At 71.6% G+C, this 24,460-nt stretch carries 18 protein-coding genes; 8 read left to right on the top strand and 10 right to left on the bottom strand.

The window, feature by feature from the left end; genetic code table 11:
* Positions 1-41 precede the first annotated feature (41 nt).
* The gene (locus H9Y04_RS20740) at positions 42-1,145 is read right to left on the bottom strand and encodes a nitronate monooxygenase (RefSeq protein ID WP_187815433.1); all 1,104 of its coding nucleotides are present in this window, start codon (positions 1,143-1,145) and stop codon (positions 42-44) included.
* 269 nt (positions 1,146-1,414) lie between these two features.
* Here H9Y04_RS20740 and H9Y04_RS20735 point away from each other — a divergent pair, with 269 nt between their 5' ends.
* A complete protein-coding gene (locus H9Y04_RS20735; protein ID WP_438818127.1) occupies positions 1,415-3,151 on the top strand; it encodes a serine hydrolase domain-containing protein in 1,737 nt (578 codons plus the stop codon).
* 204 nt (positions 3,152-3,355) lie between these two features.
* Complete coding sequence (locus H9Y04_RS20730) at positions 3,356-4,192, top strand: GNAT family N-acetyltransferase (RefSeq protein WP_187815431.1); 837 nt, start codon at positions 3,356-3,358, stop codon at positions 4,190-4,192.
* Between the two features lie 13 nt (positions 4,193-4,205).
* Here the strand turns inward: H9Y04_RS20730 and H9Y04_RS20725 are convergent, their stop codons facing one another.
* Positions 4,206-5,075, bottom strand: coding sequence for a hypothetical protein (locus H9Y04_RS20725; protein WP_187815430.1), 870 nt, complete (start codon positions 5,073-5,075; stop codon positions 4,206-4,208).
* A 124-nt stretch (positions 5,076-5,199) separates the two neighbouring features.
* Between H9Y04_RS20725 and H9Y04_RS20720 the strand changes: the two genes are divergently transcribed.
* Positions 5,200-8,178 carry a helix-turn-helix transcriptional regulator gene (locus tag H9Y04_RS20720; RefSeq protein WP_308801050.1) on the top strand — a complete coding sequence of 993 codons (2,979 nt, stop codon included), beginning with the start codon at positions 5,200-5,202 and terminating at the stop codon, positions 8,176-8,178.
* A 28-nt stretch (positions 8,179-8,206) separates the two neighbouring features.
* Here the strand turns inward: H9Y04_RS20720 and H9Y04_RS20715 are convergent, their stop codons facing one another.
* The 4 genes from H9Y04_RS20715 to H9Y04_RS20700 all read right to left on the bottom strand — a co-directional run bounded on the left by H9Y04_RS20715 (position 8,207) and on the right by H9Y04_RS20700 (position 13,567).
* Positions 8,207-9,814, bottom strand: a complete 1,608-nt coding sequence (locus H9Y04_RS20715) for a phytoene desaturase family protein (RefSeq protein WP_187815429.1) — start codon at positions 9,812-9,814, stop codon at positions 8,207-8,209.
* Between the two features lie 78 nt (positions 9,815-9,892).
* Complete coding sequence (locus tag H9Y04_RS20710; RefSeq protein WP_187815704.1) at positions 9,893-12,130, bottom strand: serine/threonine-protein kinase; 2,238 nt, start codon at positions 12,128-12,130, stop codon at positions 9,893-9,895.
* A complete protein-coding gene (locus H9Y04_RS20705) occupies positions 12,112-13,047 on the bottom strand; it encodes an oxygenase MpaB family protein (RefSeq protein ID WP_187815428.1) in 936 nt (311 codons plus the stop codon). Before H9Y04_RS20705 ends, H9Y04_RS20710 begins: the two co-directional genes overlap by 19 nt.
* Positions 13,048-13,093: 46 nt before the next feature.
* Positions 13,094-13,567: a hypothetical protein gene (locus tag H9Y04_RS20700; protein WP_187815427.1), complete on the bottom strand. Its 474-nt coding sequence runs from the start codon at positions 13,565-13,567 to the stop codon at positions 13,094-13,096.
* Positions 13,568-13,673: 106 nt separating this feature from the next.
* On the opposite strand from H9Y04_RS20700, the gene H9Y04_RS20695 reads away from it, so the two are divergent.
* On the top strand, positions 13,674-14,261 hold the full coding sequence (locus H9Y04_RS20695; protein WP_187815426.1) for a pyridoxamine 5'-phosphate oxidase family protein: 588 nt from the start codon (positions 13,674-13,676) through the stop codon (positions 14,259-14,261).
* Between the two features lie 25 nt (positions 14,262-14,286).
* Here H9Y04_RS20695 and H9Y04_RS20690 read toward each other — a convergent pair whose 3' ends face one another.
* The 3 genes from H9Y04_RS20690 to H9Y04_RS20680 all read right to left on the bottom strand — a co-directional run bounded on the left by H9Y04_RS20690 (position 14,287) and on the right by H9Y04_RS20680 (position 17,761).
* Positions 14,287-15,813, bottom strand: coding sequence for a YfcC family protein (locus tag H9Y04_RS20690; RefSeq protein ID WP_187815425.1), 1,527 nt, complete (start codon positions 15,811-15,813; stop codon positions 14,287-14,289).
* Positions 15,810-17,195: a M20/M25/M40 family metallo-hydrolase gene (locus tag H9Y04_RS20685; RefSeq protein ID WP_187815424.1), complete on the bottom strand. Its 1,386-nt coding sequence runs from the start codon at positions 17,193-17,195 to the stop codon at positions 15,810-15,812. Before H9Y04_RS20685 ends, H9Y04_RS20690 begins: the two co-directional genes overlap by 4 nt.
* Positions 17,196-17,332: 137 nt before the next feature.
* Entirely contained in the window at positions 17,333-17,761 is a 429-nt protein-coding gene (locus H9Y04_RS20680; protein WP_187815423.1) for a hypothetical protein, read from the bottom strand.
* A gap of 270 nt (positions 17,762-18,031) precedes the next feature.
* Here H9Y04_RS20680 and H9Y04_RS20675 point away from each other — a divergent pair, with 270 nt between their 5' ends.
* On the top strand, positions 18,032-18,967 hold the full coding sequence (locus H9Y04_RS20675; protein ID WP_187815422.1) for an expansin EXLX1 family cellulose-binding protein: 936 nt from the start codon (positions 18,032-18,034) through the stop codon (positions 18,965-18,967).
* 68 nt (positions 18,968-19,035) lie between these two features.
* Positions 19,036-20,223 carry a sulfotransferase family protein gene (locus H9Y04_RS20670; RefSeq protein ID WP_187815421.1) on the top strand — a complete coding sequence of 396 codons (1,188 nt, stop codon included), beginning with the start codon at positions 19,036-19,038 and terminating at the stop codon, positions 20,221-20,223.
* Positions 20,224-20,354: 131 nt separating this feature from the next.
* Here the strand turns inward: H9Y04_RS20670 and H9Y04_RS20665 are convergent, their stop codons facing one another.
* Positions 20,355-21,113 (bottom strand): FadR/GntR family transcriptional regulator, encoded by a 759-nt coding sequence (locus H9Y04_RS20665; RefSeq protein WP_187815420.1) that lies wholly within the window; start codon positions 21,111-21,113, stop codon positions 20,355-20,357.
* Between the two features lie 125 nt (positions 21,114-21,238).
* Between H9Y04_RS20665 and H9Y04_RS20660 the strand changes: the two genes are divergently transcribed.
* Complete coding sequence (locus tag H9Y04_RS20660) at positions 21,239-22,684, top strand: Nramp family divalent metal transporter (protein WP_187815419.1); 1,446 nt, start codon at positions 21,239-21,241, stop codon at positions 22,682-22,684.
* 32 nt (positions 22,685-22,716) lie between these two features.
* Positions 22,717-24,441, top strand: coding sequence for an IlvD/Edd family dehydratase (locus H9Y04_RS20655; protein ID WP_187815418.1), 1,725 nt, complete (start codon positions 22,717-22,719; stop codon positions 24,439-24,441).
* Positions 24,442-24,460: the final 19 nt, after the last annotated feature.

The following is a 24,460-nucleotide window of genomic DNA, read 5'->3' as shown; positions in this document are numbered from 1 at the left end:
CCTCCTGGCTTACGGGGCCGTGGGTCGGTGGGCCGGGCCGGTCAGGCGCGGCCGGCGATCTTGTTGATGCGGTCGATGGCGCGCTCGAACCCGCGGGTGAGGTCGTCGAAGACCTCCTGGACGCTCCGCTCGGAGTTCATCCGGCCCACGATCTGGCCCACGGGCGTGCCGAGCAGCGGCTCGACCTCGTACTTCTGGATGCGGGTGAGCGCCTCGGCGACCAGGAGGCCCTGCAGCGGCATCGGCAGCGTGCCGGGCCCGTTCGGGTCGTCCCAGGCGTCGGTCCACTCGGTGCGCAGCTGCCGTGCGGGCTTTCCGGTCAGCGCGCGCGAGCGGACCGTGTCGCCGGAGCCGGCCGCGAGCAGCTTCTCGGTGACCGCCCGTGAGTGCATGTCGGCCTCGGTGGTGGTGAGCCAGATCGATCCGGTCCACACGCCCTGCGCGCCCAACGCCAGGGCGGCGGCGACCTGTTCGCCGCTGCCGATGCCGCCGGCCGCGAGCACGGGCAGCGGGGCGACGGCCTCGACGCACTCGGGCGTGAGCACCATGGAGGCGATCTCGCCGGTGTGGCCGCCGGCCTCGTAGCCCTGCGCGACCACGATGTCGATGCCGGCCTCGGCGTGCTTGCGCGCATGCCGGGCGCTGCCCGCGAGGGCGGCGACGAGCACGTTGTGGTCGTGGGCCCGCTGGATCACATCGGCCGGCGGTGAACCCAGCGCGTTGGCCAGGAGTTTGATGGGGTAGTCGAAGGCCACGTCGAGCTGGTTGCGCGCGACCTGCTCCATCCAGCCGGTGATCCGCCATCCGGACGCCTCGCCGTCGGCGAGCTCGGGGACGCCGTATTTGGCGAGGGTCTCCTTGACGAACTCCCGGTGGGACGCGGGGATCATCGCCTCGACATCGGCCTCGCTGACCCCCTCGACCTTCTTCGCGGGCATCACGACATCGAGGCCGTACGGCTTCGCGTCGGTGTGCGCCTCCATCCAGTCGAGGTCGCGTTTGAGTTCGTCCGGATCCTTGTAACGGACCGCGCCGAGCACGCCGAATCCGCCGGCCCGCGTGAGGGCGGCGGCCACGGCGGGGAACGGCGTGAACCCGAAAACGGCGTGCTCGACTCCGAGTTTCTTGCTCAGCTCCGTCTGCATGCGGGCAGGATGCCGCAGCCGCGCGGGCGAGGGAAGAGATTTTCTGACTGAGTGTCAGATTCTTTGCCCGTGGCGGCACTCGACGCGCCTGCACCCCGGGACTCTTGACAGGGACACCACCGCGAAAGAAGGTTTCATTCGGCTGTCGAGATCGCGAAAGTATCTTTCATTATCGATACGCGGAGGAGTACGGCATGCGTGAGGCGCACGCAGAACACGGCGAGGTTCCCAGACAAGCAGCCCTTTCCCGGCGCCGGTTCGGCCAGGGCATGATGGCGCTGGGCGGCGCCCTCGCCCTGGTGCCCTTCCCGGCAGGACCCGCCGCCGCGGCGGGCACCGCTCCGGCGGCCGAAGCGGGCTCCGCGCGCACCCTGCGCCGCGGATCGGCCGAGCAGGCCGGGCTGCTCCCCGGCGAGCTGCGCCAACTGGTCGTGGACGCCGAGAAGTTCCTCGGCCCCTCCCCCAAGCACCCGTGGTTCGCGGGCGCCGTACTCCTCGCCGGCCGCGGCTCCACCGTCGCGCTGCACGAGCCGATCGGCATGGCCGTGCGCTACGCGGCGTACGACGAGAAGACCGACACCGGCGTCGAGTTCCCCGCCGACCAGCAGATCCCGGCGGCCGAGGACACCGTCTACGACCTGGCGTCCGTCTCCAAGCTGTTCACCTCGATCCTGGCCGTGCAGCAGATCGAACGCGGCACGCTGGAACTCGAGGCCACCGTCGCCTCGTACCTCCCGGAGTTCGCCGGCGGCGGCAAGCAGGACGTCACCGTCCTCCAACTCCTCACGCACACCTCCGGATTCCGCTCCTGGATCCCGCTCTTCAGGGAGCCCACGTACGAGGGAAAGCTCCAACTCCTGTGGAAGGAGACCCTCCTCAACCCGCCGGGCACCAAGTACCTCTACTCGGACCTCAACCTGATCTCCCTCCAGCTGGTCCTGGAGAAGATCACCGGCCGCGCGCTCGACGTCCTGCTGCGCGAGGAGATCACCGCTCCGCTCGGCATGCGCCGCACCCGCTTCAACCCGCCCGCGTCCTGGAAGCCGAAGATCGCGGCGACCGAGGACGCCCGGCTGCCCTGGTCCGGGCTCGACCGCGGTCTGGTCTGGGGTGAGGTGCACGACGAGAACGCCTTCAGCCTCGGCGGTGTCGCGGGTCACGCGGGCATCTTCTCCTGCGCCTGGGATCTGGCCATCCTCGGCCGCTGTCTGCTCAACGGCGGCTCGTACGGGCGCGCCCGCATCCTGAACCGGGACTCGGTGGAGCTGATGTTCACCGACTTCAACACGGACTTCCCCGGCGACGAGCACGGCCTGGGCTTCGAGCTCTACCAGCACTGGTTCATGGGCGCGATGGCCACACCCGGTACGGCGGGCCACACCGGATTCACCGGCACGTCCCTGGTCCTCGACCCCACCACGGACTCGTTCCTCGTCGTCCTCGGCAACTCGGTCCACCCGGTGCGCAGTTGGCGCTCCGGCTCGGCGCCGCGTGTCGCCACCGCGAACCGGCTGGCCCGTGCGGTGCCGGTGCGTCCGGCGGGCGGGCGCAGCGCGTGGTTCTCCGGGATGGCGGGCTCCACCTCGGCGACCCTGACCCTCCCCGCGCTCCCCGCGGCCGAGGGCGCCCGCTTGAGCTGCTCCCTGTGGTGGGACACGGAGCCGAACTCCGACTTCCTCCGGCTGGAAGCCTCCACGGACGAGGGCACCACGTGGTCGCCCCTGGCCTTCACCACTGAAGGCCCGGTGTCAGGACCGCACCCCGACGGCCGCGTCACGGGCTGGGCCCACCGCACCTGGCACCGGGCGACGGCCGAACTGCCCGCGGCGGAAGGCGGCTCCGTACGGCTGCGGTGGCGGTACACGACCGATCAGCTGTACGTGGGGCGCGGGGCTTACGTGGACCAGCTGCTCGTCCAGGCAGGCTCCCGGCGCCTGTTCGACGAGGCACGCCCCTCGGACGCGGCGCGGATCGAGGCAGTGGGGTGGGCGGCCTCGCGGGACTGAGCGGGGCCGCGGAGTGGGTGTCGGCCTGGCCTGGCTCGGCTCGGCTCGGCTCGGCTCGGCTCGGCTCGGCTCGGCTCGGCTCGGCTCGGCTCGGCTGCGGTGAGTCTGACGGCCCTTCTGCCCGGTTGCAATGAGCGGAACGGCCGTCTGCTCGGCTGCGGCTATTCGGTGGCGGATGGGTCGCGGCGGGACTTGGATGCCCTGGTGACTTCTCCGGATCCCGCTCCCGCACCCACCGCCGCCCTGCTGCAGCGCATCGAGCAGTACTACGACGCCGCACCCCGCTCGTCGGCCGAGGCCGAGGACTTCGGGCCGCTGACCCTGTTCGTGCGCGCCGGGCAGGGTTTCCCGTTCTACGCCCGTCCGACGCCGGGCGGCTGCGCCGAGGTGAGCGCCGATGACGTACGGCGCGTCCGAGCCCGGCAGCGTGCGCTCGGCGTGCCCGAGGCCTTCGAATGGGTCGAGGAGACAACTCCCGTGCTGCGCGCCGCCGTTGAGGCCTCCGGCCTGGCGGTGCACGAGCATCCGCTGATGGTCCTCGACCCGCAGGCGGCCGCGCAGGAACCACCGGGCGGGCTCGTCCGGATGCTTGAGGCCGGCGACCCGGCGCTGGCGAGCGCGCACGCCGTACTGTTCCTCGCTTTCTCCGCGCCCGGTACGGCGGCGGGCGAGGCCGGTGTCGACGCACTCGACGCCGAGACGCGCACACGCTCAGGCGACGGCTCGGTGGAGTCGCTCGCCGAGCGGATCGAGGCGGGCCTGACGCGGGTCGCGGCGGCGGTCGAGGACGGTCGTGCCCTGGCGTCGGGGCGTCACCAGCCCGTCGGAGCGGTCACCGAGATCGTCGGCATGGGCACGCTGCCCGCCGCCCGGCGCCGCGGACTCGCCCAGGCGGTGGCCGCCGCCCTGATCGCGGACGCGCACGCGCTCGGCATCGAGACGGTGTTCCTGTCCGCGGCCGACGAAGCGGTGGCCCGTCTGTACGCACGGCTCGGCTTCCGCCGCGTCGGCACCGCGCTCATCGCCGAGGCCGCGTCCTGATCCGTATCGGGCGCTACTGCGGGGGCTGGTGCGGCGGCTGCCCGTAGGGGGATTGCTGCGGGTAGGGCGCGGCGGGCTGCTGCGGCGGGGCGTAGGGCTGCTGCCCGTACGGATTCGGCTGCTGGGGCTGCTGGCCATAGGGCTGGGGCTGCTGCCCATATCCGGCGCCCGAAGGCTGCGGAGCACCGTAAGGCTGAGGCTGCGGAGCACCGTAAGGCTGAGCAGGACCCTGCCCCTGCGGCGCACCGTAAGGCTGAGGCTGACCGTAAGGCTGCTGCCCGTACATCTGCTGCTGCGGCTGCGCGTAAGGGCTCCCCGGCGGAACCAGCCGCTCACGCCCCGTCGGCTCGGTGATCGGCACGTACCCCAGCGCCCGCAGCCGTTCGCCGCACTCGCGGCGCCACTTGCGCCGCAGCAGGTAGCTTCCGCCGGCCACCACCAGCGCCACCCCTATCAGCGCGCCCCAGTACACCGCGGCGTCCGGCATGCGGGCCATCTGCAGGGCGACGACCGCGAAGGCGATCGGCACGGCCGCGAGCCGGCGCTTCTCGTTGTGCCCCGCGTACATGTCGAAGCGGATCCGCGTCCGCAGCAGCTCCGGCACCTCACCGGGAAGCTGCGGCAGCGGCGCGCCCGCGGCCGGTGCGTGCTGGGCCCAGGCCTGCTGCGCCCGCTGCTGGGCCCCCGGATCTGGGTCCGGGACGAGCAGCATCTTCAGGCCCTGCATCGTGAAGACGACGTCCGCGTACTGGTAGCCGAACCGCTCGGCGACGGCCGCGAGCCGGGACAGTTTCTTCACCGACCCCCAGTAGTTGGTGACCTCGACCGGCTGCCCGTACGCCATCGCGTTCAGCATGGTGCGGACCTTCGAACTGCTGCTCATGCGCGGCTCCCTCCCGTGGGGAGCCACCTTCGCATACGCCCCTGTGGTCCCGGAGGCCGGGCATCCGGTTCAGGCCTGGGCCGGCGCCCTCTATCCCCTTGCCACCCCATGGCACGATGGCTGCGTGTTCCAGCCCACAGCCTCACCCCTCGTCGGCCGCCAGGACGAACTCGTCCGCCTCACCGGCCTGCTCGACCGCGCCCGCGAGGGCGAGGCCCGCGCCGTCCTTGTCGCGGGCGACGCCGGTGTCGGCAAGACCCGGCTGCTCGACGAGACCGCCGTGCGGGCGACGGAGGCCGGGATGACCGTGGTCACCGGGCGCTGCGTCGATCTCGGCGACGTCGGTCTGCCGTATCTGGCGTTCACCGAGATCCTGGGCAGGCTCGCCGGCGACGAGCGCTTCGCCGGTCTGATCGCCGAACACCCGCTCGCCCAGCGGCTGGTCGGCGGTGGCGGCGCGGGCGAGGCCGCCGGGCGGGAAGCCGACGGACGGCTGCGCCTGTTCGAGGACATCGCCGGCCTGTTCGCCGACCTCGCCGCGACCGCGCCCCTGCTGCTCGTCCTCGAGGATCTGCACTGGGCCGACCAGTCCACCCGCGACCTGCTGCGCTTCCTGCTCAGCCGTGCCGTGCTCCAGCGCACGGGCGGCACCTCGCAGCGGATGGCCGTCATCGCCTCGTACCGCTCCGACGATCTGCACCGTCGCCACCCTCTGCGCCCGCTCCTTGCCGAGCTCGTCCGGCTGCCGTCCGTCGAGCGCCTCGAGCTCAGGCCGCTCACCGACACCGACATCGAGCAGCTCATCCGTACGCTGCGTCCGGACCTGCCGGCGGACGACACGATCCGCCGCATCGTCGAGCGTGCCGAGGGAAACGCCTTCTACGCCGAGGAGTTGCTCGCCGCGACCGCGGACGACGAGCGCGGTGCCGGTTCGGCGGAGGTGCCGAGCGGACTGGCCGACGTCCTCCTCGTCCGCTTCGAGCAGCTCTCGGGTACGGCACAGGACGTGCTGCGGGCCGCTGCCGTGGCCGGCCGCAGCGTCGGGCACGAGGCCTTGCGTGCCGTGGTCGATCTGCCCGCGGACCAGCTGGAGTCCGCGCTGCGCGAGGCGACGGGCCGCCAGCTCCTCATATCCGGCGGCCTGCCCGGAGCGACCGGGGATGAGCGGGATCTTTACACCTTCCGGCACGCCCTGATCCAGGAGACGGTCTACAGCGACCTGCTGCCCGGCGAGCGGGTCCGTCTGCACCGGCTCTTCGCCCAGCTGCCCGACACGCGCAGCCGCCCCGCCGAGCGCGCCCATCACGCACGAGAGAGCCACGATCTGCCCGGCGCGCTCGAAGCCTCGCTCGAAGCGGCCGACCATGCCCATCGCGTGGGCGCGCCCGCCGAGGAGCTCCGCCACCTCGAAGCCGCGCTCGATCTGTGGGGCGCCGTGCAGCCCTCCGAACGCCCCGACAGCTCCGGCCTCACCGAAGTCACCCTCACGCTGCGGGCGTCCGCCGCCGCCGCGCAGGCCGGGGAGAACCACCGCGCCGTCGCCCTCACCCGCGCCGCGCTGGCCCGGGTGGGCTCCGACGCCGACTCCGAGCTGGCCGCCCGCGTCCACTACACCCTGGCCGGCCGCCTCCTCGGCATCGACAGCGTCGCGGCCGCCTTCACCCACAGCAGCGAAGCCCTGGCCATGATCCCGTCGGAACCGCCCACACCCACCTGGGTGTGGGCGGCCGCCACCCACGTGATGGCCGCCCACTACAAGGGCGACGAGGAGACCGCACGCCGCGTGGGCGCCGAGGCGCTCGGCAAGGCCAAGGCGCTGGGTCTGCACGACGCGCAGGCCGACCTGACCATCTCGCTGGTGGGGCTCGGGGCGTTCACCCGCCACACCCCCGAGGGCCGGCAGGAGCTGCGGCAGGCCCGCGCGCTGGCCCGCAAGGCCGAGAACGACTCGATCGAGCTGCGGGCGCTGTTCAACCTGGCGATGGGCAGCTTCGAGTCGGGCGCCCTGGACGAGTGCCTCACGTGGCTCACTGAAGGCCTCGACCGCGCCCGCACCACCGGACTGCTCACCGCGCACTACCCGCTGATGCTGCGCTATCTGCGCTCCCTGGTGCTCTACACCCTCGGTCGCTGGGACGAGTGCGTCGAAGCCGTACGGGCGGACACCGACCGGATGCCGGCCGCCGGTGTGTTCGTGACCGGCCCCGCGCTCTATGTCGCGCTGGGCCGTGGCGAGCCGGGGGCGGAGGAGGGCGCCCGGGTCCTGCTCGACCAGCCCTACGACGCGATGGTCTGGATCGTCGCGGGCATCGCGCTGACCGACGGTGCGGCCCTGCGCCACGACCCCGAGGCGGCCGTCGCGCAGGTGCACGCGACCCTCGCCCGGCTCACCGAGGACGCCGCCGGAGTACGTCACCCGATCGGGATCCGCCTGGCCGCGCTCGCTCTGGCCGCGGTGGCCGATGCCGCCGGTGAACTGCGCCTGACCGGCGACGAGTCGGGCGCCCGCCGCTGGACGGACACGGCACACGAGCTTGCCGATCTGGCACGGGACACGGTGGACCCGGAAGAGGACAACTGGTTCGGTCCGGAGGGCCGCGCGTGGCTCGCCCGCGCCGAGGCCGAGGAAAGCCGGGCGGCCGGGCGCACGGACGTCGCCGCCTGGACGAAGGCGGTGGCCGCGTTCACCGAGTACGGCGACGCGTACGAGCGGGCGCGTTGCGCACGCCGGCTCGCCGAAGCGCTCCTCGCGGACGACCACCGCGCCGAGGCCACCGAGCACGCCCTGGCCGCCCGCGAAACGGCCGCCGCGCTGGGGGCGCGGCCGCTGCTCGAGGACGTCGACGCGCTGATCCGCCGCGGCAGGCTGGAGGTCAAGGCCGCGCCCGAGGACGCCGTCCTCACGGCGCGCGAGCGGGACGTGCTGCTGCTGCTCGCGAAGGGGCTGACCAATCGCCGGATCGGCGAGGAGCTGTTCATCAGCGGAAAGACGGCCAGCGTCCACGTCTCCAACATCCTGGCCAAGCTGGGCGCCGCCAGCCGCACCGAGGCTGTGGGCATCGCCTATCGGCAAGGACTGATCGAGAAGTCCCCCGCTTCGTAAGGGCGCTGGGGGATCACTTGCTGAGGGATCACTCCCCAAGCACCACCATCGCGGCATTGTGCCCGGGAATCCCGCTCACCCCACCACCGCGCACCGCCCCCGCGCCGCACAGCAGCACATTGGCGTGCGCGGTCTCCACGCCCCAGCGGCCGGTGCCCTCCTGCGCGTAGGGGAACGCGAGGTCGCGGTGGAAGATGTTGCCGCCGGGCAGCCGCAGATCGCGTTCCAGGTCGAGCGGGGTCTTCGCCTCGATACAGGGCCGCCCCTGGGCGTCGGTGGCGAGCACCTCGGCGATCGGTTCGTCGAGATACGCGTCCAGTTGGGCGATCGTCGCCTTGAGCAGCTCCGCGCGTGCCGCGTCGTTGTCCTCGGCGAAGAGCCGCGCCGGTGCGTGCAGGCCGAAGAGCGTCAGGGTCTGGTAGCCGAGGTCGACGAGATGATCGCCGAGGATGCTCGGGTCGGTCAGGGAGTGGCAGTAGATCTCGGAGGGCGGCGCGGTCGGCAGCGTCCCGGACGCCGCCTCGCGGTAGGCGGTCGCCAACTGCTCGTATCCCTCGGCCACATGGAAGGTCCCCGCGAAGGCCTCGTGCGGGTCCACCTCGCGGTCGCGCAGCCGGGGCAGCCGCTTGAGCAGCATGTTCACCTTGAGCTGCGCGCCCTCGGCGGGTGCGGGCGGCTCCTCGCCGAGCAGAGCGGCGAGTGCCTGCGGGGAGGCGCCGACCAGGACATGGCGGGCGGCCACGGTGAACTCGTCGTCCGCGCCCCGGCAGGTCACCTCGGCCCGCGTGCCGTCCGTCTCGATCCGCAGCGCCTCGTAGCCCGTGGCGAACTCGGCGCCCGCCGCGCGCGCCGCCCGCGCCAGCGCGTCGGTGAGCGCGCCCATCCCGCCGACGGGCACGTCCCACGCGCCCGTGCCGCCGCCGATGACGTGGTACAGGAAGCAGCGGTTCTGCCGCAGCGACGGGTCGTGCGCGTCGGCGAACGTGCCGATCAGCGCGTCGGTCAGCACGATCCCTCGTACGGTGTCGTCCTGGAAGCTCTCCTCGATCGCGGCGCCGACGGGTTCCTCGAAGAGCATCCGCCAGGCGTCCTCGTCGTCCACCCGCGCCCGCAGCTCGGCGCGCGTCGGCAGCGGTTCGGTGAGCGTCGGGAACACCCGCTTGGCCACCTGGCCCGTCAGCCCGTAGAACCTCTCCCAGGCCGCGAACTCCCGCTCGCCGCCCGTGAACCGCGCGAACGCCTCCCGCGTACGGGCCCTGCCGCCGCCGACGAGCAGTCCGGTGTCCTGGCCGTCGCGCCGCACCGGCGTGTAGGAGGAGACATCGCGTCCGCGCACCGCGAAGTCCAGATCCAGATCGCGCACGATCTTCCGCGGCAGCAGGCTCACCAGGTACGAGTAGCGCGACAGCCGTGCGTCCACACCCTCGAAGGCGTACGTGGAGACCGCGGCGCCCCCGGTCTTCTCGAGCCGCTCGACCAGGAGCACGGAGAGCCCGGCGCGGGCCAGATAGGCCGCGGCGACGAGTCCGTTGTGTCCGGCCCCGACGATCACGGCGTCGTAGGCGGAGGGGGTGCCCCCTGCTCGAACGGAGTGGAGAGCTCGGGGGAGGGCCGACGTAGCTCCTTGTGCGGTCATGGCTCTTCGTAACACGGGATGATCGCGGACCGCCAGAGCAAGGAGCCGGGGCCCGGCGGGTGCCGCGCCGCGTCGGACCTATCGCGTCCCGCGCTGCTGCCGCAGCGCCGCCACCCTGCGGTACAGCTCGACGGCTTCGGCGCCGCGTCCCAGCTGTTCCAGGCAGTGCGCCTCGTCGTTGCGGCTGGCAAGCGCGTCGGGGTGGTCCACGCCCAGGACGCGTTCGCGGGCTGCGGCGACGCGGCGGTACTCGACGAGTGCGTCGGCCCAGCGGCCGAGCCAGCCGAGGCCGACGGCGACCTCGCGCCGGCTGACCAGGGTGTCCGGATGCTCGGGGCCGAGGACGCGCTCGCGCACCGCGCAGACGTCGCGGGCCTCGTCGAGTGCTTCCTCCCAGCGGCCCATCCGGCCGAGGTTCACGCCGAGGCCGTGGCGGGCGCGCAGGGTCTCCGGGTGGTCGAGGCCGTGCACGCGGGCGCGGTCCTCGACGAGGTCGCGGTAGAGGGTGAGCGCCTCGGCGCTGCGGCCGAGGCGGCCGAGGCTGATGCCGACTTCGTAGCGCGCCGCGAGGGTGTCGGGATGGTCGGCGCCGAGAGCGGTCTTCCGGGCTTCGGCGACCTCGCGGTAGGTCTGCAGGGCTTCGTTCCATCGGCCCAACTGGCCGAGTGCGTAAGCGACTTCGTAGCGAGTGACGAGAGTGTCGGGGTGCTCGGGTCCCAGGACGCGGGCGCGGGCGGTGGCCACGTCGCGGGCCATCCGGAAGGAGTCCTCCAGACGGCCGAGTCTGGACAGGTTGAACGCGAGGTTGTGGCGGCAGCGCAGCGTGTCGGGGTGGTCAGGGCCCAGGCGCGGGTTGCGTTCGCGGGAGGCGAGCACGGCGAGGTACACCTGGTGCGCCTCGAAGTGCCGCCCCAACTGCCCCAGGACGTAGGCGACTTCCTGCCGTGCGGCGAGCGTGTCGGGGTGGTCGGTCCCGAGGGAGCGTTCGCGGCCTTCGGCCACGCGGGTGTATTCGCGCAGGGCGTCGGCGGCGCGGCCGGTGCGGCTGAGGGTGAAGCCCACCTCGTAGCGGCTGGAGAGGGTGTCGGGGTGGTCGGGGCCGAGCGCGTGCTCGCGTTCGGCGGCCACCGCGCGGTGCACCTCGCCGGCCTCCTCCCAGCGGCCGAGCCGGCCCAGGCTGAGCCCGGCGTTGTGCCGGCCCGCGAGCACGGCGAGCAACTCCGGTGATGGGGTGGGCCGTTCGGGTTCGGGCACGGGCTGTTCGCGGCGGGTGTCCCCGCGCGGGATCCACTCGCCGGTGAGTCCGGCCGCCGCGTCGGGCGGGGTGGTGCGCAGCGCGGCGGAGGTGCCGCCGGCTTTGTGCCCGGTGGTCATGCCCCGGGTCCAGGACGGCAGCCGGGGCTCGTTGGACGGCGGCTGCTCGGGGCGGTGGGCCGGCGGGCGGGGCTGCGCGGGGATGGCGGGGACGCCGCGGCCCTCGGTGATACGGCGGGCCAGTTCGCGGGCGTCGCCGGGCCGCTCTTCGGGATCCTTGGCGAGCAGGTCGAGCACGATCCGCTCGAAGAACTCCGGCAGTTCGGACCGGTGGTTGCGGGGCGGCTCGGGCGGGGTGTCGCGGTGGCCGACGAGCACGGCCCAGGCGTCGTCGAGGTCGAACGGCGGTGCACCGGTGGCGATCTCGTACAGGACACAGCCGAGCGAGTAGAGGTCGCTGCGGTGGTCCACCTGCTGGCCGCCGATCTGCTCGGGCGACATGTAGTGCGGGGTGCCCATGGCGATACCCGTACCGGTGAGGCGTGAGGTGAAGCCGATGTCGGCGCCGAGCCGGGCGATGCCGAAGTCGCAGATCTTCACGGTGCCGTCGCCGAGCCGCATGATGTTCGCCGGCTTCAGGTCGCGGTGCACGATGCCCTGGTCATGGGTGTACGCGAGGGCGTGCGCGACCTGTTCGGTGATGTCGACGATGTCGGGCACGGGCAGCGGGTGGGCCCGGTTGTCCTCGAGCAGCTGGCTGAGGTTGCGGCCTTCGAGGAGCTCCATGACCAGGTAGAGGACGCCCTCGTACTCGCCGAAGTCATGGACGACGGTCACGCCCCGGTGCTGCAGCGCGGCCGCGACCCGCGCCTCGCGCCGGAACCGCTCGCGCAGCACACGCGTGAACTGCGCGTCGTGCTGCGGACCCATGGGCTTGAGGCACTTCACGGCGACGCGCCGCCCGAGCGACTCGTCGCGGGCCCGCCACACTTCGCCCATGCCACCGCGCCCGATCAGATCGAGCAGGCGGTAGCGGCCCTGGATCAGCCTGGTGTCCCCCAGCTCTGGCATGTCGTGCTGTCGCCCCCGTCGTTTCGCTGCGCCCTCCCCGGCCCGTCCAGTATGGCGGCGCGCCTGCGGAGTTTGTACGGTGCCGGTCGGCTGCCCGGACCGAGTCGCTCCATGGCGCGCAGAATGTGCTTGGGCGGTAGCTGCCAGCGTACGCGGGCCGGGATGGCCCGCAGCAGGACGCCCGCGATCCGCAGCCGGCGGTCCGCAGTCTTCACGGAAGGCCCCCGCCTGCCGTACAACTCCTGCGCATACGGCGGCAATGCGGCAAACGCCAGGTTCGCCACACGCCGCCAGATCAGGGCACGCAGCGGCACGAGCAGCGGATGGGTCGGCGGCCGCTGCAGGAAGTCGTCGACGTCGCGCGCCTCGGGACCGGCGGCGAGCTCGGGCCGGACCCGTTCGAAGTAGGCCGTCAACTCCGCTTGATTGGCGGGGACTTGCTCCGGGTCGAGCCCGAGCAGACGGGCGTCCACACGGTGTTCGTCGATGTAGCGGTCGACGAGGGCGTCGTCGAGCGGGAATCCGGATCTGCGCGCCACCTGGACATACGAGTCGATCTCGGCGCAGTGCACCCAGAGCAGCAGCTCCGGCTCGTCCACCCCGTACACCTCACCGGTGTCGGGGTCGGTCGCCTTGAGCATCCGGTGGATCCTGCGGACCCGCGCACCCGCCTTCTCGGCCGCCTCGGTGGCCCCGTAACTGATCGTGCCGACGAAGTTCGCGGTCCGAAGGAGCCGCCCCCAGGCGTCCTTGCGGAAGTCGGAGTTCTGCATCACGCCCCGCACGGCCCGTGGATGCAGCGCCTGCAGATACAGCGCCCGCACCCCCGCCACCCACATCATGGGATCCCCGTGCATCTGCCAGGTCACCGAATCGGGTCCGAACAACCCGGGATCCGCCTCCCGCATGCGCCCCACCTCCCCTGCCAGGTTAGGTGCCCCAGGAGGAAGCCGGTCAGTCGCACGCACGGTTCGAGGTGCCCGGGACGAACTCCAGGGGTGGCAGGTGCGCGGAGACGAAGACCGCCATGCCCGGGTCCTGCAACTGGATGTAGCCGGCCATGTAGTTGAAGGTGTTGTGCCGGCCCGAGTCCTCGTCGAGCGGCACGGGTGAGGTCAGGTCCGTGCGTACGGTCCGCAGGATCCAGGTCTTTCCGGCGAAGCGGGTGCTCTCGACGCCGCAGTGGGAGAAGAGGTCGTGGGGGTACCAGGTCCCGGCCTTCGGGCGCTCGGGCCCTTGGACGGGCGCGTTGTCGTCGCCCGTGCGCGGCGGCAGGGTCTCCTGGTCCGCGGGATACGTGGACGGGGCGGGCCCGGTGCGTTCCGCGCCGAGCGCGGTGCCGGGCGAGGCGGGTTCGTTGTCCGCGCAGCCCACGAACAGCAGAACGGCCGGCAGGGCGAAGGCGACGAGCAGGCGGTGACGTCTCATGCACCAAGGACGCGGTGCCCGCCGCTTTCGTTCGCCCCGAGTCCGGCCTTGTCCGACCGAAGAAGACGTTCGACAGGCAAAAGGTGAACGATCATAATCGTTAGCCATGGGAAAGACTTATGAACGCATAGACGGCCGCCTGCGCTCCTTCATCGAGCAGCAGCCCATGTTCTTCACCGCCACGGCCCCGCTGTCGGCCGACGGCACGGTCAACCTCTCCCCCAAGGGCCTCAAGGGCTCCTTCGCGGTCCTCGACGAAGTCACCGTCGCCTACCTGGACTTCGCGGGCAGCAACGCGGAGACGGTGGCGCATCTGCGCGAGAACGGCCGGATCACCCTGATGTGGTGCGCCTTCCAGGGCCCGCCGAGCATCGTGCGGGTGCACGGCCGCGGCGAACCCGTATTCCGTGACGACCCGCGCTTCGACGAACTCCTCGCCCGCTTCCCCGGCATCGACACCGCCCCGCACGGACTGCGCGCCATCATCGTCGTGACGGCCGACCTCGTCCGCGACACCTGCGGTTATGCCGTGCCGTTCATGACGTACGACGAAGACCGCGATCTGCACGGGCAGTTCTTCGCGCGCAAGGACGACGAGGCCCTCAGCAAGTACTTCGAGGGCAAGGACGACATCGCCACCAGCATCGACGGCCTGCCCGGTCTGCCGCTCCCGCTGCCGCCGCGTACGGCCTGAGCCCCCTCATCTCCGTCCGGACCGCTCAGGTCACCACCGCACCCACGGCGACGAACCCGCAGATCAGGACGAACAGGATGGCCAGCAACGGCCAGACGAACCGCAGGTACTTGTCGTAGCCGACCTTCGCCAGCGCCACACCGCCGATGGTGACAGCGGTGGTCGGCACCCACAGGTTCATCCAGCCGCTCGCCGCCGCCCAGGCCGTGACCACCACGGCGCGCGAGACGCCCGCGAAGTCGGCGAGCGGCGCGAGGATGGGCATGGTGAGCGTGGCGTGGCCCGAGGTGGAGGGGATCAGGAAGGCCAGCGGCAGGTTCACCACGAACACGATGACCGCGAAGAGCGCGGACGACGTGCCCTTGACCACGCCTTCGATGGAGTGGAGCACGGTGTCCGTGATCTTCGAGTTGTTCATGATCACGGTGACGCCGCGGGCCAGCATGATGACGAGCGCGGGCGAGATGAAGTCCGCCGCGCCCTGGATGATCGTCGAGCTCAGCTTGGGCTCGTTCATCCGCGCCACCAGGCCCACGAGCACCGCCGCGACCAGGAACATCGCCGCCAACTGCGGGAACGACCAGTCCAGTTCCCAGCCGTACGGGGTGGCGTCGGCGTCGCCGCTGAGCGCGCTGGACCAGGGCACCACGGAGAAGATCATGAAGGCGAAGACCAGGCCGACCAGGATGAGCACGGACTTGTGCAGCCGGGTCAGTTCGGGCGCCTCACCGACATTGGCCTGCGCCGCCTGCTCCCGGTCCCCGGGCTGGAAGCCGCCGATCGACTTCGACGGGTCCTTCTGTACGCGCTTGGCATAGCGCACCACGTACGCGATGATCACCGCGGTCAGCACGATCCACATGACGAAGCGCAGGATGATGCCGTCACCGAGCGAGATGCCCGCAGCCGACGAGGCGACGCCGGTCGCGAACGGGTTGACCGTCGAGCACAGCACGCCGACGCCGGCGCCGAGAATGGCGGTGCCGACGGCGACCATGCGGTCGAAGCGCAGCGCGAGCATCATCGGCACGAGCAGCCCGTAGAAGCCGAGAGTCTCCTCGGCGAAGCCCTCCACGGTGCCGAGCAGCGAGAAGACCACCATCACGCCCGCGATCAGGAGCGCACCGCGGTCGCGCAGCCGGTGCGCAAGGCGGGCGATGCCGCGGTCCAGGGCGCCGGTCGCGAAGACCACGGTGATGAACGCGCCGATGGCGAGCACGAACAGGAACACGCCCGCGCTGCCGTACAGCGAGCCCGTCAGGTCGGGGCCGACCTGTCCGGTCTTCTCGTCCTGGATGCCGTACAGGCCGTTGACCGGCGAGAGGAACAGGTCGTTGAGCCGGTCGACGAAGGACTGCCCGGACGGGACGCGGTGGTAGGTGCCCTGGATCGGGCCGCCGTCCTCGTTGCGGTCGTACTGACCCGCGGGGATGAGGAACGCGAGCAGCCACACGCCGATGGTGACGATCGCGAGGATCGTCAGGGCGCTCGGGAACGTGAACTTCTTCTTCCCGGGCTCCTGTTCGGGCGCCTGGGTCTCGGTGGCGCTCACGCGCCGGCTCCCGGTGCGCCCGTACGGCCGCGGAAGTCCTCGGCGTACTCGGTGACGAAGGCCGCCATGGCGACGACGGTGTTGCGCAGCTCGGACAGCAGGACGCGCTCGTTGGGGGCGTGCAGATTGCACATGCCGTCCTGGGCGCCGAAGAGCAGCACCTCGGCTTCGGGAGCGGCCTGTGCGAGCCCGTTGACCAGCGGGATGGAGCCGCCGGTGGCGACGTAACCGGCCTCCTTGCCCCAGGCCCTCTGCAGCGCGCTGCGCGCCGCCTCGTAAGCCGGTCCGCCGGTGGCCGCCTCGTATCCGGGTCCCGTGTCGCCGGGTGTGACGGTCAGTGCAATGCCGAAGGGCCGCTGCGCCCTCAGATGCTCCACGAGCTTGTCGCGCGCTTCCTTGGGGTCCTGCAGCGGGTGGAAGCGGAGGTTGAGCTTGGCCCGGGCGTACGGCACCACCGCGGACGCCGCGCCCTCGACGCTCGGGGCGTCCAGACCGATCACGGTGACGGCCGGCCCGGACCACAGCCGCTCCCCGAGTCCGCCGGACCCGATCAGCGGCAGCCCCTCCTGTACGCCGGCCAGTGAGCGGAACTCGTCCTCGGTGTAGCCCGCCCCGCTCCACTCGTCGCGGCGCAGACCGGGTACGGCCACGTCGCCCTTGTCGTCGTGCAGGGTGGAAAGGGCCCGCAGCAGTACGAGCAGAGCATCGGGCGCCGCGCCGCCGAACTCGCCGCTGTGCCGGGGCTCGTCCAGGGTGCGCACCTCGACGATCACCTCGGCGGCGCCCCGTAGACCGGTGGTGAGCGTCGGGGTGCCGGGGCGCAGATTGCCGAGGTCGGCGATGACCATGGCATCGCAGGCGAAGCGTTCGGGGTCGGTCGGCGGATAGTCGTCGAAGGGGCTGCCGTACTCCTCCTGCCCCTCGATGATCATCTTGATCCCGACGGGCGGGCGGCCGCCGAACACCCGGAGCATGCCGAGGTGGGCGATCACATTCGACTTGTCGTCGGCGATCCCGCGTGCCCGCAGACCGCCGCCGGGGTCGTCGGTGGGGGTGGGCTCGAAGGGCGGGGACAGCCAGGAGGACTCGTCGCCGGGCGGCTGCACGTCGTAGTGCCCGTACAGGAGCACGGTGGGTGCGCCGGGGTCGGGCGGCGGGATGTGCGCGTACACGGCGGGCGCGGTGTCCGGCAGATCGAGGCGCTCGATGTGCTCGACGCCGGCGTCCTTGAGCAGTTCCACCAGGAGGTCGTGGGCCTGTTCGAGCGGCTCGGGCGGGAAGCCCGGGAACGCGATCGAGGGGATCGCGGCGAGCCGTTCGAGGTCGGCGCGCAGGCCGTCCATCAGCCCGTCGACCCTGGCCTCCAGATTGCCGATCTCCATGGTGCTGCCCCTGACTGTGGCGCGGACGTACTTCCACGCCACATTTCCCGACCCTGCGCGGGCGCGCATTCCGGGTGGGGCAGGCGTGTGGTGTCACGGCGTCAGGGGCTGTCCATGGGCGACCCGACGGGCCGCTTCTAGCGGCAGGCGAAATCGGTCTCGCCGGGAACGAGTTCGATGGGCGGCAGCTCGACGGAGGCGAAGACGGCGAGGTCGGCGCTCTCCAGCTGCATGTAGCCCGCGAAGACTTCCTTCGCCACCGACCAGGTGCCCTTCTCCACCGGCGAGGGCAGATCGGTCCGCACGGTGCGAAGGAGCCAGGTGCGGGCTGCGAATTCCGTGCTGTGCAGCCCGCAGTGCGAGGTGAAGTCATGCGGGTACCACTGGCCGATTTCGGCCTTGGCCGGCGGCTTCACGGGCTTCCTGTTCTCATCGGCCTCGCGCGCCGGCAGCAAGGTCTCCGATCCGGCGGCCCCCTGGGTCTGCGTGGCCGCCGAGGTGGCGCAGCCGGTGAGAAGCAGCGCGGCGGGCAGCAGCAGGGCGGCTGTGCGGATTCTCCACGTCATGCCCCTTGGACGCCGGTGACCGCTGTTTCGTTCGCGTGCCCGCGCAAGCCGGGCGCCGCCTTTCCGTGCGCGTCCCCGCTGCGACCCGTACGCCGCTGTCTCGTGCGCATCCCTGCGCGACCCGGGCGCCGCCGTCGCGGGCGAGGCCCGTGTCCCGCGTTCCCCGGCGGACCCCGTCCGCGCCCTGCAAAAATGCCCGGCAACCTTTGCGGCCCCGGCGGCAACTCACCTGTGCACGACTCGGCTCGACAACGTGGACGGAACTGGCACATGAACACACCGAGGCAGGCCGCGCGGCAGCGCAGACAGCGGCGCAGGCTCATATTCGGCGCGGCGACGGCGGTGATCTGCGCGGCTGTCGCCGCCGTCCTGGTCATGGTGCTGCTGCCCGGTGGCGACAGCGACGCACAGTCCGTCGCGACGGCCACCGACGCCACGACGGATCGCCCGTCACCCAGCACCGCCACCGCGACCACGAAGCCCTCCCCGAGCAAATCCCCCAGCCCCTCGGCTTCCAAGTCGAGCGCGTCGGCCAAGCCGAAGCCCACCGCCACTCCGCGGCCCTCCCGCAAGCCCGCCGCCGCCCCGCAGGCGGGACGGATACGGCCCGGCGCCACGTATCAAGGCGTCGCCACCCACTACGAGGCCGGGGACGGCAACGGCGCCTGCCTGTTCGGGCCGAGCCCCGATCTCATGATCGCGGCCATGAACACGACCGATTACGAGACGTCCAGGGCCTGCGGCGCCCATGTGCTCGTCCGTGCGGCCAACGGGAAGACCGTCACGGTACGGATCACCAACGAGTGCCCCTCTCCGTGCGCGCCCGGACAGATCGACCTCAGCAAGCAGGCGTTCGCCAAGCTCGCCGCCCTCAACGCGGGCCGGATCCCGATCACTTGGAGCCTGGTGAGCCCCAGCACCTCCGAGAAGATCTCGGTGCGGTACAAGACCGGCTCGAGCCGCCACTGGTGCGCCGTCCAGGCCATCGGCCACCGCAACCCCGTCGCCCGGCTCGAGGTCCGGACCTCGGGCGGCTGGCGACAGCTCCCGCGCACCATGTACAACTACTTCCTCGCCGAGAACGGCAACGGCTGCGGTGGCGCGATCCGGCTCACCGACATCTACGGCGAGCAGCTGACCGTCCCCGCCCTCGCGGTGCGACCGGACGTCGCACAGCCCACCGGGCTCCAGTTCGCCCGCCGCTGATCCCCGCTCCCGTACGGTCGGTCAACTCGCCCTGTTCACAGGCGTGTTCGGACAGATAGGTTCACCGCGTGCCCTCGCCCACGCTCGCTCTCACGCTCGCCAACCTGGCGGTGCGCCCCTCGTTCGGCTCCCGGCGCGACCCCGGCCGGGTCTTCGACCGGATCGCCGCGCAGGCCGGACAGGACCCCGACGACGGGGAGTTCACGGACGAGTTCCGGTCGCTTCTGGGCTGGTGGGCGCAGGCCGACCGGCTCACCCCGGTCGGCTGGCAGGCGGCGCAGGCGCACGTGCGACGGCATCTCACCAACCGGGCTCGTATACGGCGGCTGATCGCCGAGCACCCGGAGATCGAGCGGGAGCCGATCGAGAAGCCGGTGTTCGTCGTGGGCCTGCCGCGCACCGCGACCACGGTCACGCATGCGGTGCTCGCGCTGCCACCGGAGCACCGCAGCCCGATGATGTGGGAACTGATGGCTCCCGACGTGGAGTCGACGCCCCGGCAGCGGCGCAAGGCGATCACGGCCGGACGCCGGATGGTCCAGGGCGCCAACGTCTTCACACCGCGCTTCCGGGACATCCACCCGATGACGGCGGAGGGCCCGGAGGAGTGCACGTTCGCGCTGCCGCACGCGCTGATGCCGGTGTCGCAGGCCGGGATCCCCGCGTACCGGGAGTGGCACTGCGCGCGGGATTTCGTCGCCGACTACCGGTATCTCAAGCAGACGTACCAGGTCCTGCAGTACGGACGCCCGCGCCGGCGCTGGGTGTTCAAGTCGCCCATGCACCTGGAGAACCTGGACGCTCTGCTCACCGTCTTTCCCGATGCCACGCTCGTGTGGTGCCACCGCGACCCGGTCACGGTGGTGGCCTCGTTCTGCAGCCTGGTCGAGCACGGCATGGTGGTCAGCACGCGCCCGGTCGATCTGGCGGGGATCGGCGCCACCTGGCTCGGTCTGCTGAGCCGGGCCATGACGCGGGGCCTGGCGGCACGGACTGCCGTCCCCGACGGACAGCTGGTGGACGCCCCGTACTCCTGGCTCGGCTCCGAACCGGCCTCGGGCGCCCCGAAGCTGTTCGCGGCGGTCGGCGCGCCCTGGACGGAGATGGAAGCCGCCCGGCTCCCCGAGGCCGTCGCCCGACCCAAGGGGGCCCGCCCCCACTCGTACGAGCTGGCGCGCTACGGCCTGGACCGGGACGAGGTCGAGGCAGCGTTCGCGGAGTACAACGTGCTGCGGGCGGAGGTCGACAGGGACTGAGGCGCAGGTCGCCGTAGGTCGACAGGGACTGAGCCGCAGGTGGCCGTCGGTCGACAGGGAACTGAGTCGCAGGTCGATCGCGCCCGAGCCGCAGATCCCCACAGGCCGACCACGCCTGAGCCGCAGCGGGCTCACTCGGCCTTACGTGCGTCCGCCGGAGCCGGAAACGCAGGAGAATCGGCGACTTCCCGCGCCGCGGCGGTGATGAGCCGGGTCACCGCGTCCGCCGCCTCATCGCCGCGCCCGTCCGCCACCGCGTCCAGGACCGCACGGTGTCCGGGCAGCGAGGAGGCGACGGCGCCGGGGGTCTGGGTGCTGATCGCGAAATGGTGGCGCAGCGCCACGTCGATGGCGCGGCCGAGCGAGCCGAGCAGACGGTTTCCGCCGGCGGCCAGGAGCGTGCGGTGGAACTCGGTGTCCGCCTCCACGTAGGCGGCACGGTCGCCGCGCGCCTCCGCCTCCTCCATCCGCGTCAACGCACCTCGCAGCGCGTCCAGTTGACCAGGACGGCAGCTCCGGGCCGCGAGGCGCGCGGCCTCCGGCTCGACGATCCGGCGCAACTCGCCTGTCTCGCGCAGCAGTTGGAGCGGATCGCACTCCTGCTGCCAGGCAAGGACGTCCCGGTCCAGGTGGTTCCATCCGTCGGGCGGCAGCACCCGGGTGCCGGTGCGCGGGCGCGTGGCTAGCATCCCCTTGGCCGCGAGCGCCTTCACCGCCTCGCGCAACGCCCCGCGGCTGACGCCGAGTTCGGCGGCGAGACGGTCCTCGACGGGCAACGGCTCGCCCACCGGGAACTCACCCGCGACGATACGGCGCCCGAGCACCTCGACGATCTGCTGATGGCCGGTGCGGCTTCCCGTCATCGCCACGGCCTTTGTCCCGATCTGCATCCCGGGCCCCTCCCCGATTCGTTCCACGATCTTGTGCACACCCCCTGGACGGTTTCATCGAATCATTCAATGATTGCCCGGCATCGTACCCGCACCGTCCCCAACGCCCCCTGGAGACGTCCAAGATGACCGACGCCGAACGCACCTCCGCTCCGCCGCCCGCTCCGTTCCCCCTGCGTACCGGGATTCTCCCCGCACCCGACGTGCGCGAGATGCCCGCCCCGCCCGCCAAGACCTGGAAGATCATCGGCCCCGGCATCGTGGCGGCCGGAGTCGGCCTGTCCTCCGGGGAGTTCATCCTCTGGCCCTACATCGCCTCGCAGGCGGGCCTTGTCTTCCTGTGGGGCGCCGCGGTGGGTGTGCTCACCCAGTGGTTCCTCAACATGGAGATCGAGCGGTACACCCTCGCCACCGGCGAGACGGCCGTGACCGGCTTCAACCGCTACTGGCGGCACTGGGGCCTGGTCATGGTGGCCCTCACGTATGCGGCGAACCTGTGGCCGGGCTGGGCCATCAGCTCGGCGACCATGCTCAGTTACGTCTTCGGCGGCAAGCCGGCCTACATCGGCATCGGCCTGCTCGTCGTCATCGGCCTGATCCTCACGCTCGCCCCCGTGGTCTACACCGCCCTGGAGAAGATGCTGGGCGCCAAGCTCGTCCTGATCGGCGGCTTCTTCGTCCTCGCCCTCGCGCTCGCGGTCACCGCCACGACCGTGGACGCCCTGCCGACGGCGGTCACCGACGCGAAGTTCCCCTCCGAGCTCGGCGTCGCCGTCCTGATGGGCGCCCTCGCGTACGCGGGTGCCGGCGGCGGCCAGAACCTGGTGCAGAGCAACTGGATCCGAGACAAGGGCTTCGGCATGGGGCACTACGTGCCGCGCCTGGTCAGCCCCGTCACCGGCAAGGAGGAGGCCGCGGGCCCGGCCGTCGGCTATGTCTTCGAGCTGAACGAGACCAACCTGTCGCGCTGGCGCCGCTGGTGGCGGTTCGCCAACGCCGAGCAGGCCATCACCTTCGCCCTGGTCACCATCGTGACCATCGTTCTCTCGTCGATGCTGGCGCACTCCACGCTCCATGGGACCGAGGGCCTCGACAACAGCGTGGCCTTCGTCGAGCAGGAAGGGCTCGTCCTGCAGGAGCGGGTCGGCAACTGGTTCGGTGTCTTCTTCTGGCTGATCGGCGCCTTCTCGCTGTTCAGCGCCGCCACCGGAATCGTCGACTATACGAGCCGGATGGCCGCCGACGTGCTCAAGTCGACGTATCTGCGCAGTACTTCGATCAGCGAGTCCCGGATCTACGCCCGCCTGGTGTGGGGCCTGGTGGCCGTCGGCGCCGTGGTGCTGCTTCTCGGGCTCGACCAGCCGCTCGTGCTGCTCGTGATCTCCGCCTGCGTGTCCGGACTCATGATGTTCGTCTACGCGATCCTGCTCCTGGTCATGAACCGCACCGCGCTGCCCAGGCCGCTGAAGGTACGCGGCTATCGCGTGGCCGCCCTGGTGTGGGCGGTGCTGCTCTTCGGCGTGCTGTCCGTCCTGACCGTGCGCCAGCAGCTCGACAACCTCTTCGGCTGACCCGCTCCCCCCAACGTAAGGAAGTGATCCGCATGTCCGAGGGACGACGCAGTCAGGCATGGTTCGGCGCGGCGGGCCGGGGCGGGATGCTGTACCGCTCATGGATGCGCAACCAGGGCTTCGGACCCGAGGTCTTCGACGGCCGCCCGGTGATCGGCATCGCCGTCTCCGCCTCCGAACTCGCTCCCTGCAACGCTCATTTGACCCGCGTGGCCGAGGCTGTTAAGCGCGGCGTATGGCAGGCCGGGGGCTTCCCCCTCGAATTCCCCACGATGGCCACCGGCGAGACGCTGATGCGGCCGACCGCGATGCTGTACCGCAACCTCATGGCGATGGAGGTCGAGGAGCTGATCCGCGCCAACCCGCTCGACGGCGTGGTGCTGCTCTCCGGCTGCGACAAGACGACCCCGGCCATGCTGATGGGCGCCGCAAGCGTCGATCTGCCGGCGGTGATGGTCACCGGTGGCCCGATGCTCAACGGCAAGTTCCAGGGGCGCGACGTCGGTTCGGGCACGGCGGTGTGGCAGATGGAGGCCGAGGTCAAGGCCGGCCGGATGACCGAGGAGGAGTGTTTCTTCGCCGAGGGCTGCATGGCCCGCTCCAACGGCCACTGCATGACGATGGGCACCGCCTCCACCATGGCCTGCATGGCGGAGACCCTCGGCATGCAGCTGCCCGGCTCGGCCACCTGGCCCGCCGTCGACATGCGCCGCTACGAGACGGGGCAGGCGGCGGGCCGCCGTATCGTCGAGATGGTCGAGGAGGAACTGCGGCCTTCCCGGATCCTGACCCGTGAGGCGTTCGAGAACGCTATCCGCACCAACGCCGCGATCGGCGGCTCCACCAACGCGATCATCCATCTCACGGCGCTCGCCGGCCGGGTCGGCGTACACCTGGACGCCGAGGACTTCGACCGGCTCGCGCGCGACGTACCGACGCTCCTGAACCTGATGCCGTCCGGCAAGTACCTGATGGAGGACTTCTGTTACGCGGGCGGCCTGCCCGCCGTCCACCAGGAGCTGGTGCGCGCCAAGCTGCTGCACGCGGAAGCACTCACCGTGACCGGGCGCACGCTCGCCGAGAACGTGGCGGACGCCGAACGCATCGGCGACGAGGTGATCACCCCGGTCGACGCACCGTTCCAGGCCGCCGGTTCGGGCACCGCCGTCCTGCACGGCAACCTCTGCCCCGACGGCGCGGTCATCAAGCAGTCCGCCGCCTCACCGCACCTGCTCACCCACACCGGCACCGCCCGCGTCTTCGACTCCCCCGAGGCGTACCACGCGGTGTGCGACGACCCGGACCTCGACGTCGACGAGAACACCGTCCTCGTCATCCGCGGCGCGGGCCCCAAGGGCTACCCCGGCATGCCCGAGGTCTCCAACGTGCCTCTGCCCACCAAGCTGTTGAAGGCCGGCGTCACCGACATGGTGCGGGTCTGCGACGGCCGGATGAGCGGCACCGGTTACGGCACGGTCGTGCTCCACGTCGCCCCCGAAGCGGCGGTCGGCGGCCCCCTGGCCCTCGTACGCGACGGGGACACCATCACCCTCGACGTACCCGGGCGGTCCCTGAACCTGCAGGTGGACGACGCCGAGCTGGAGCGGCGGCGTGCCGCATGGGAGCCGCCCGCCCCCCGGCACACCAGCGGATACGCCTGGTTGTACACCCAGCACGTGGAAGGAGCCGACCGCGGCGCCGACTTCGACTTCCTGCGCGGCTGCCGCGGACACGCGGTGCCCCGCGACTCACACTGACCCCGCCCGTGGAGCCGTT

Origin of the sequence: Streptomyces polyasparticus (genome assembly GCF_014493765.1) — a bacterium.
GTDB classification, from domain to species: Bacteria; Actinomycetota; Actinomycetes; order Streptomycetales; family Streptomycetaceae; genus Streptomyces; species Streptomyces polyasparticus.
This window is presented reverse-complemented; position numbering and strand designations above follow the sequence as displayed.

Coding starts and splice junctions, on each gene's coding strand:
- H9Y04_RS20740 (WP_187815433.1), bottom strand. CDS start 1,145: ATGCAGACGGAGCTGAGCAAGAAACTCGGAGTCGAGCACGCCGTTTTC.
- H9Y04_RS20735 (WP_438818127.1), top strand. CDS start 1,415: ATGATGGCGCTGGGCGGCGCCCTCGCCCTGGTGCCCTTCCCGGCAGGA.
- H9Y04_RS20725 (WP_187815430.1), bottom strand. CDS start 5,075: ATGAGCAGCAGTTCGAAGGTCCGCACCATGCTGAACGCGATGGCGTAC.
- H9Y04_RS20715 (WP_187815429.1), bottom strand. CDS start 9,814: ATGACCGCACAAGGAGCTACGTCGGCCCTCCCCCGAGCTCTCCACTCC.
- H9Y04_RS20705 (WP_187815428.1), bottom strand. CDS start 13,047: ATGCGGGAGGCGGATCCCGGGTTGTTCGGACCCGATTCGGTGACCTGG.
- H9Y04_RS20700 (WP_187815427.1), bottom strand. CDS start 13,567: ATGAGACGTCACCGCCTGCTCGTCGCCTTCGCCCTGCCGGCCGTTCTG.
- H9Y04_RS20695 (WP_187815426.1), top strand. CDS start 13,674: ATGGGAAAGACTTATGAACGCATAGACGGCCGCCTGCGCTCCTTCATC.
- H9Y04_RS20685 (WP_187815424.1), bottom strand. CDS start 17,195: ATGGAGATCGGCAATCTGGAGGCCAGGGTCGACGGGCTGATGGACGGC.
- H9Y04_RS20680 (WP_187815423.1), bottom strand. CDS start 17,761: ATGACGTGGAGAATCCGCACAGCCGCCCTGCTGCTGCCCGCCGCGCTG.
- H9Y04_RS20675 (WP_187815422.1), top strand. CDS start 18,032: ATGAACACACCGAGGCAGGCCGCGCGGCAGCGCAGACAGCGGCGCAGG.
- H9Y04_RS20665 (WP_187815420.1), bottom strand. CDS start 21,113: ATGCAGATCGGGACAAAGGCCGTGGCGATGACGGGAAGCCGCACCGGC.
- H9Y04_RS20660 (WP_187815419.1), top strand. CDS start 21,239: ATGACCGACGCCGAACGCACCTCCGCTCCGCCGCCCGCTCCGTTCCCC.
- H9Y04_RS20655 (WP_187815418.1), top strand. CDS start 22,717: ATGTCCGAGGGACGACGCAGTCAGGCATGGTTCGGCGCGGCGGGCCGG.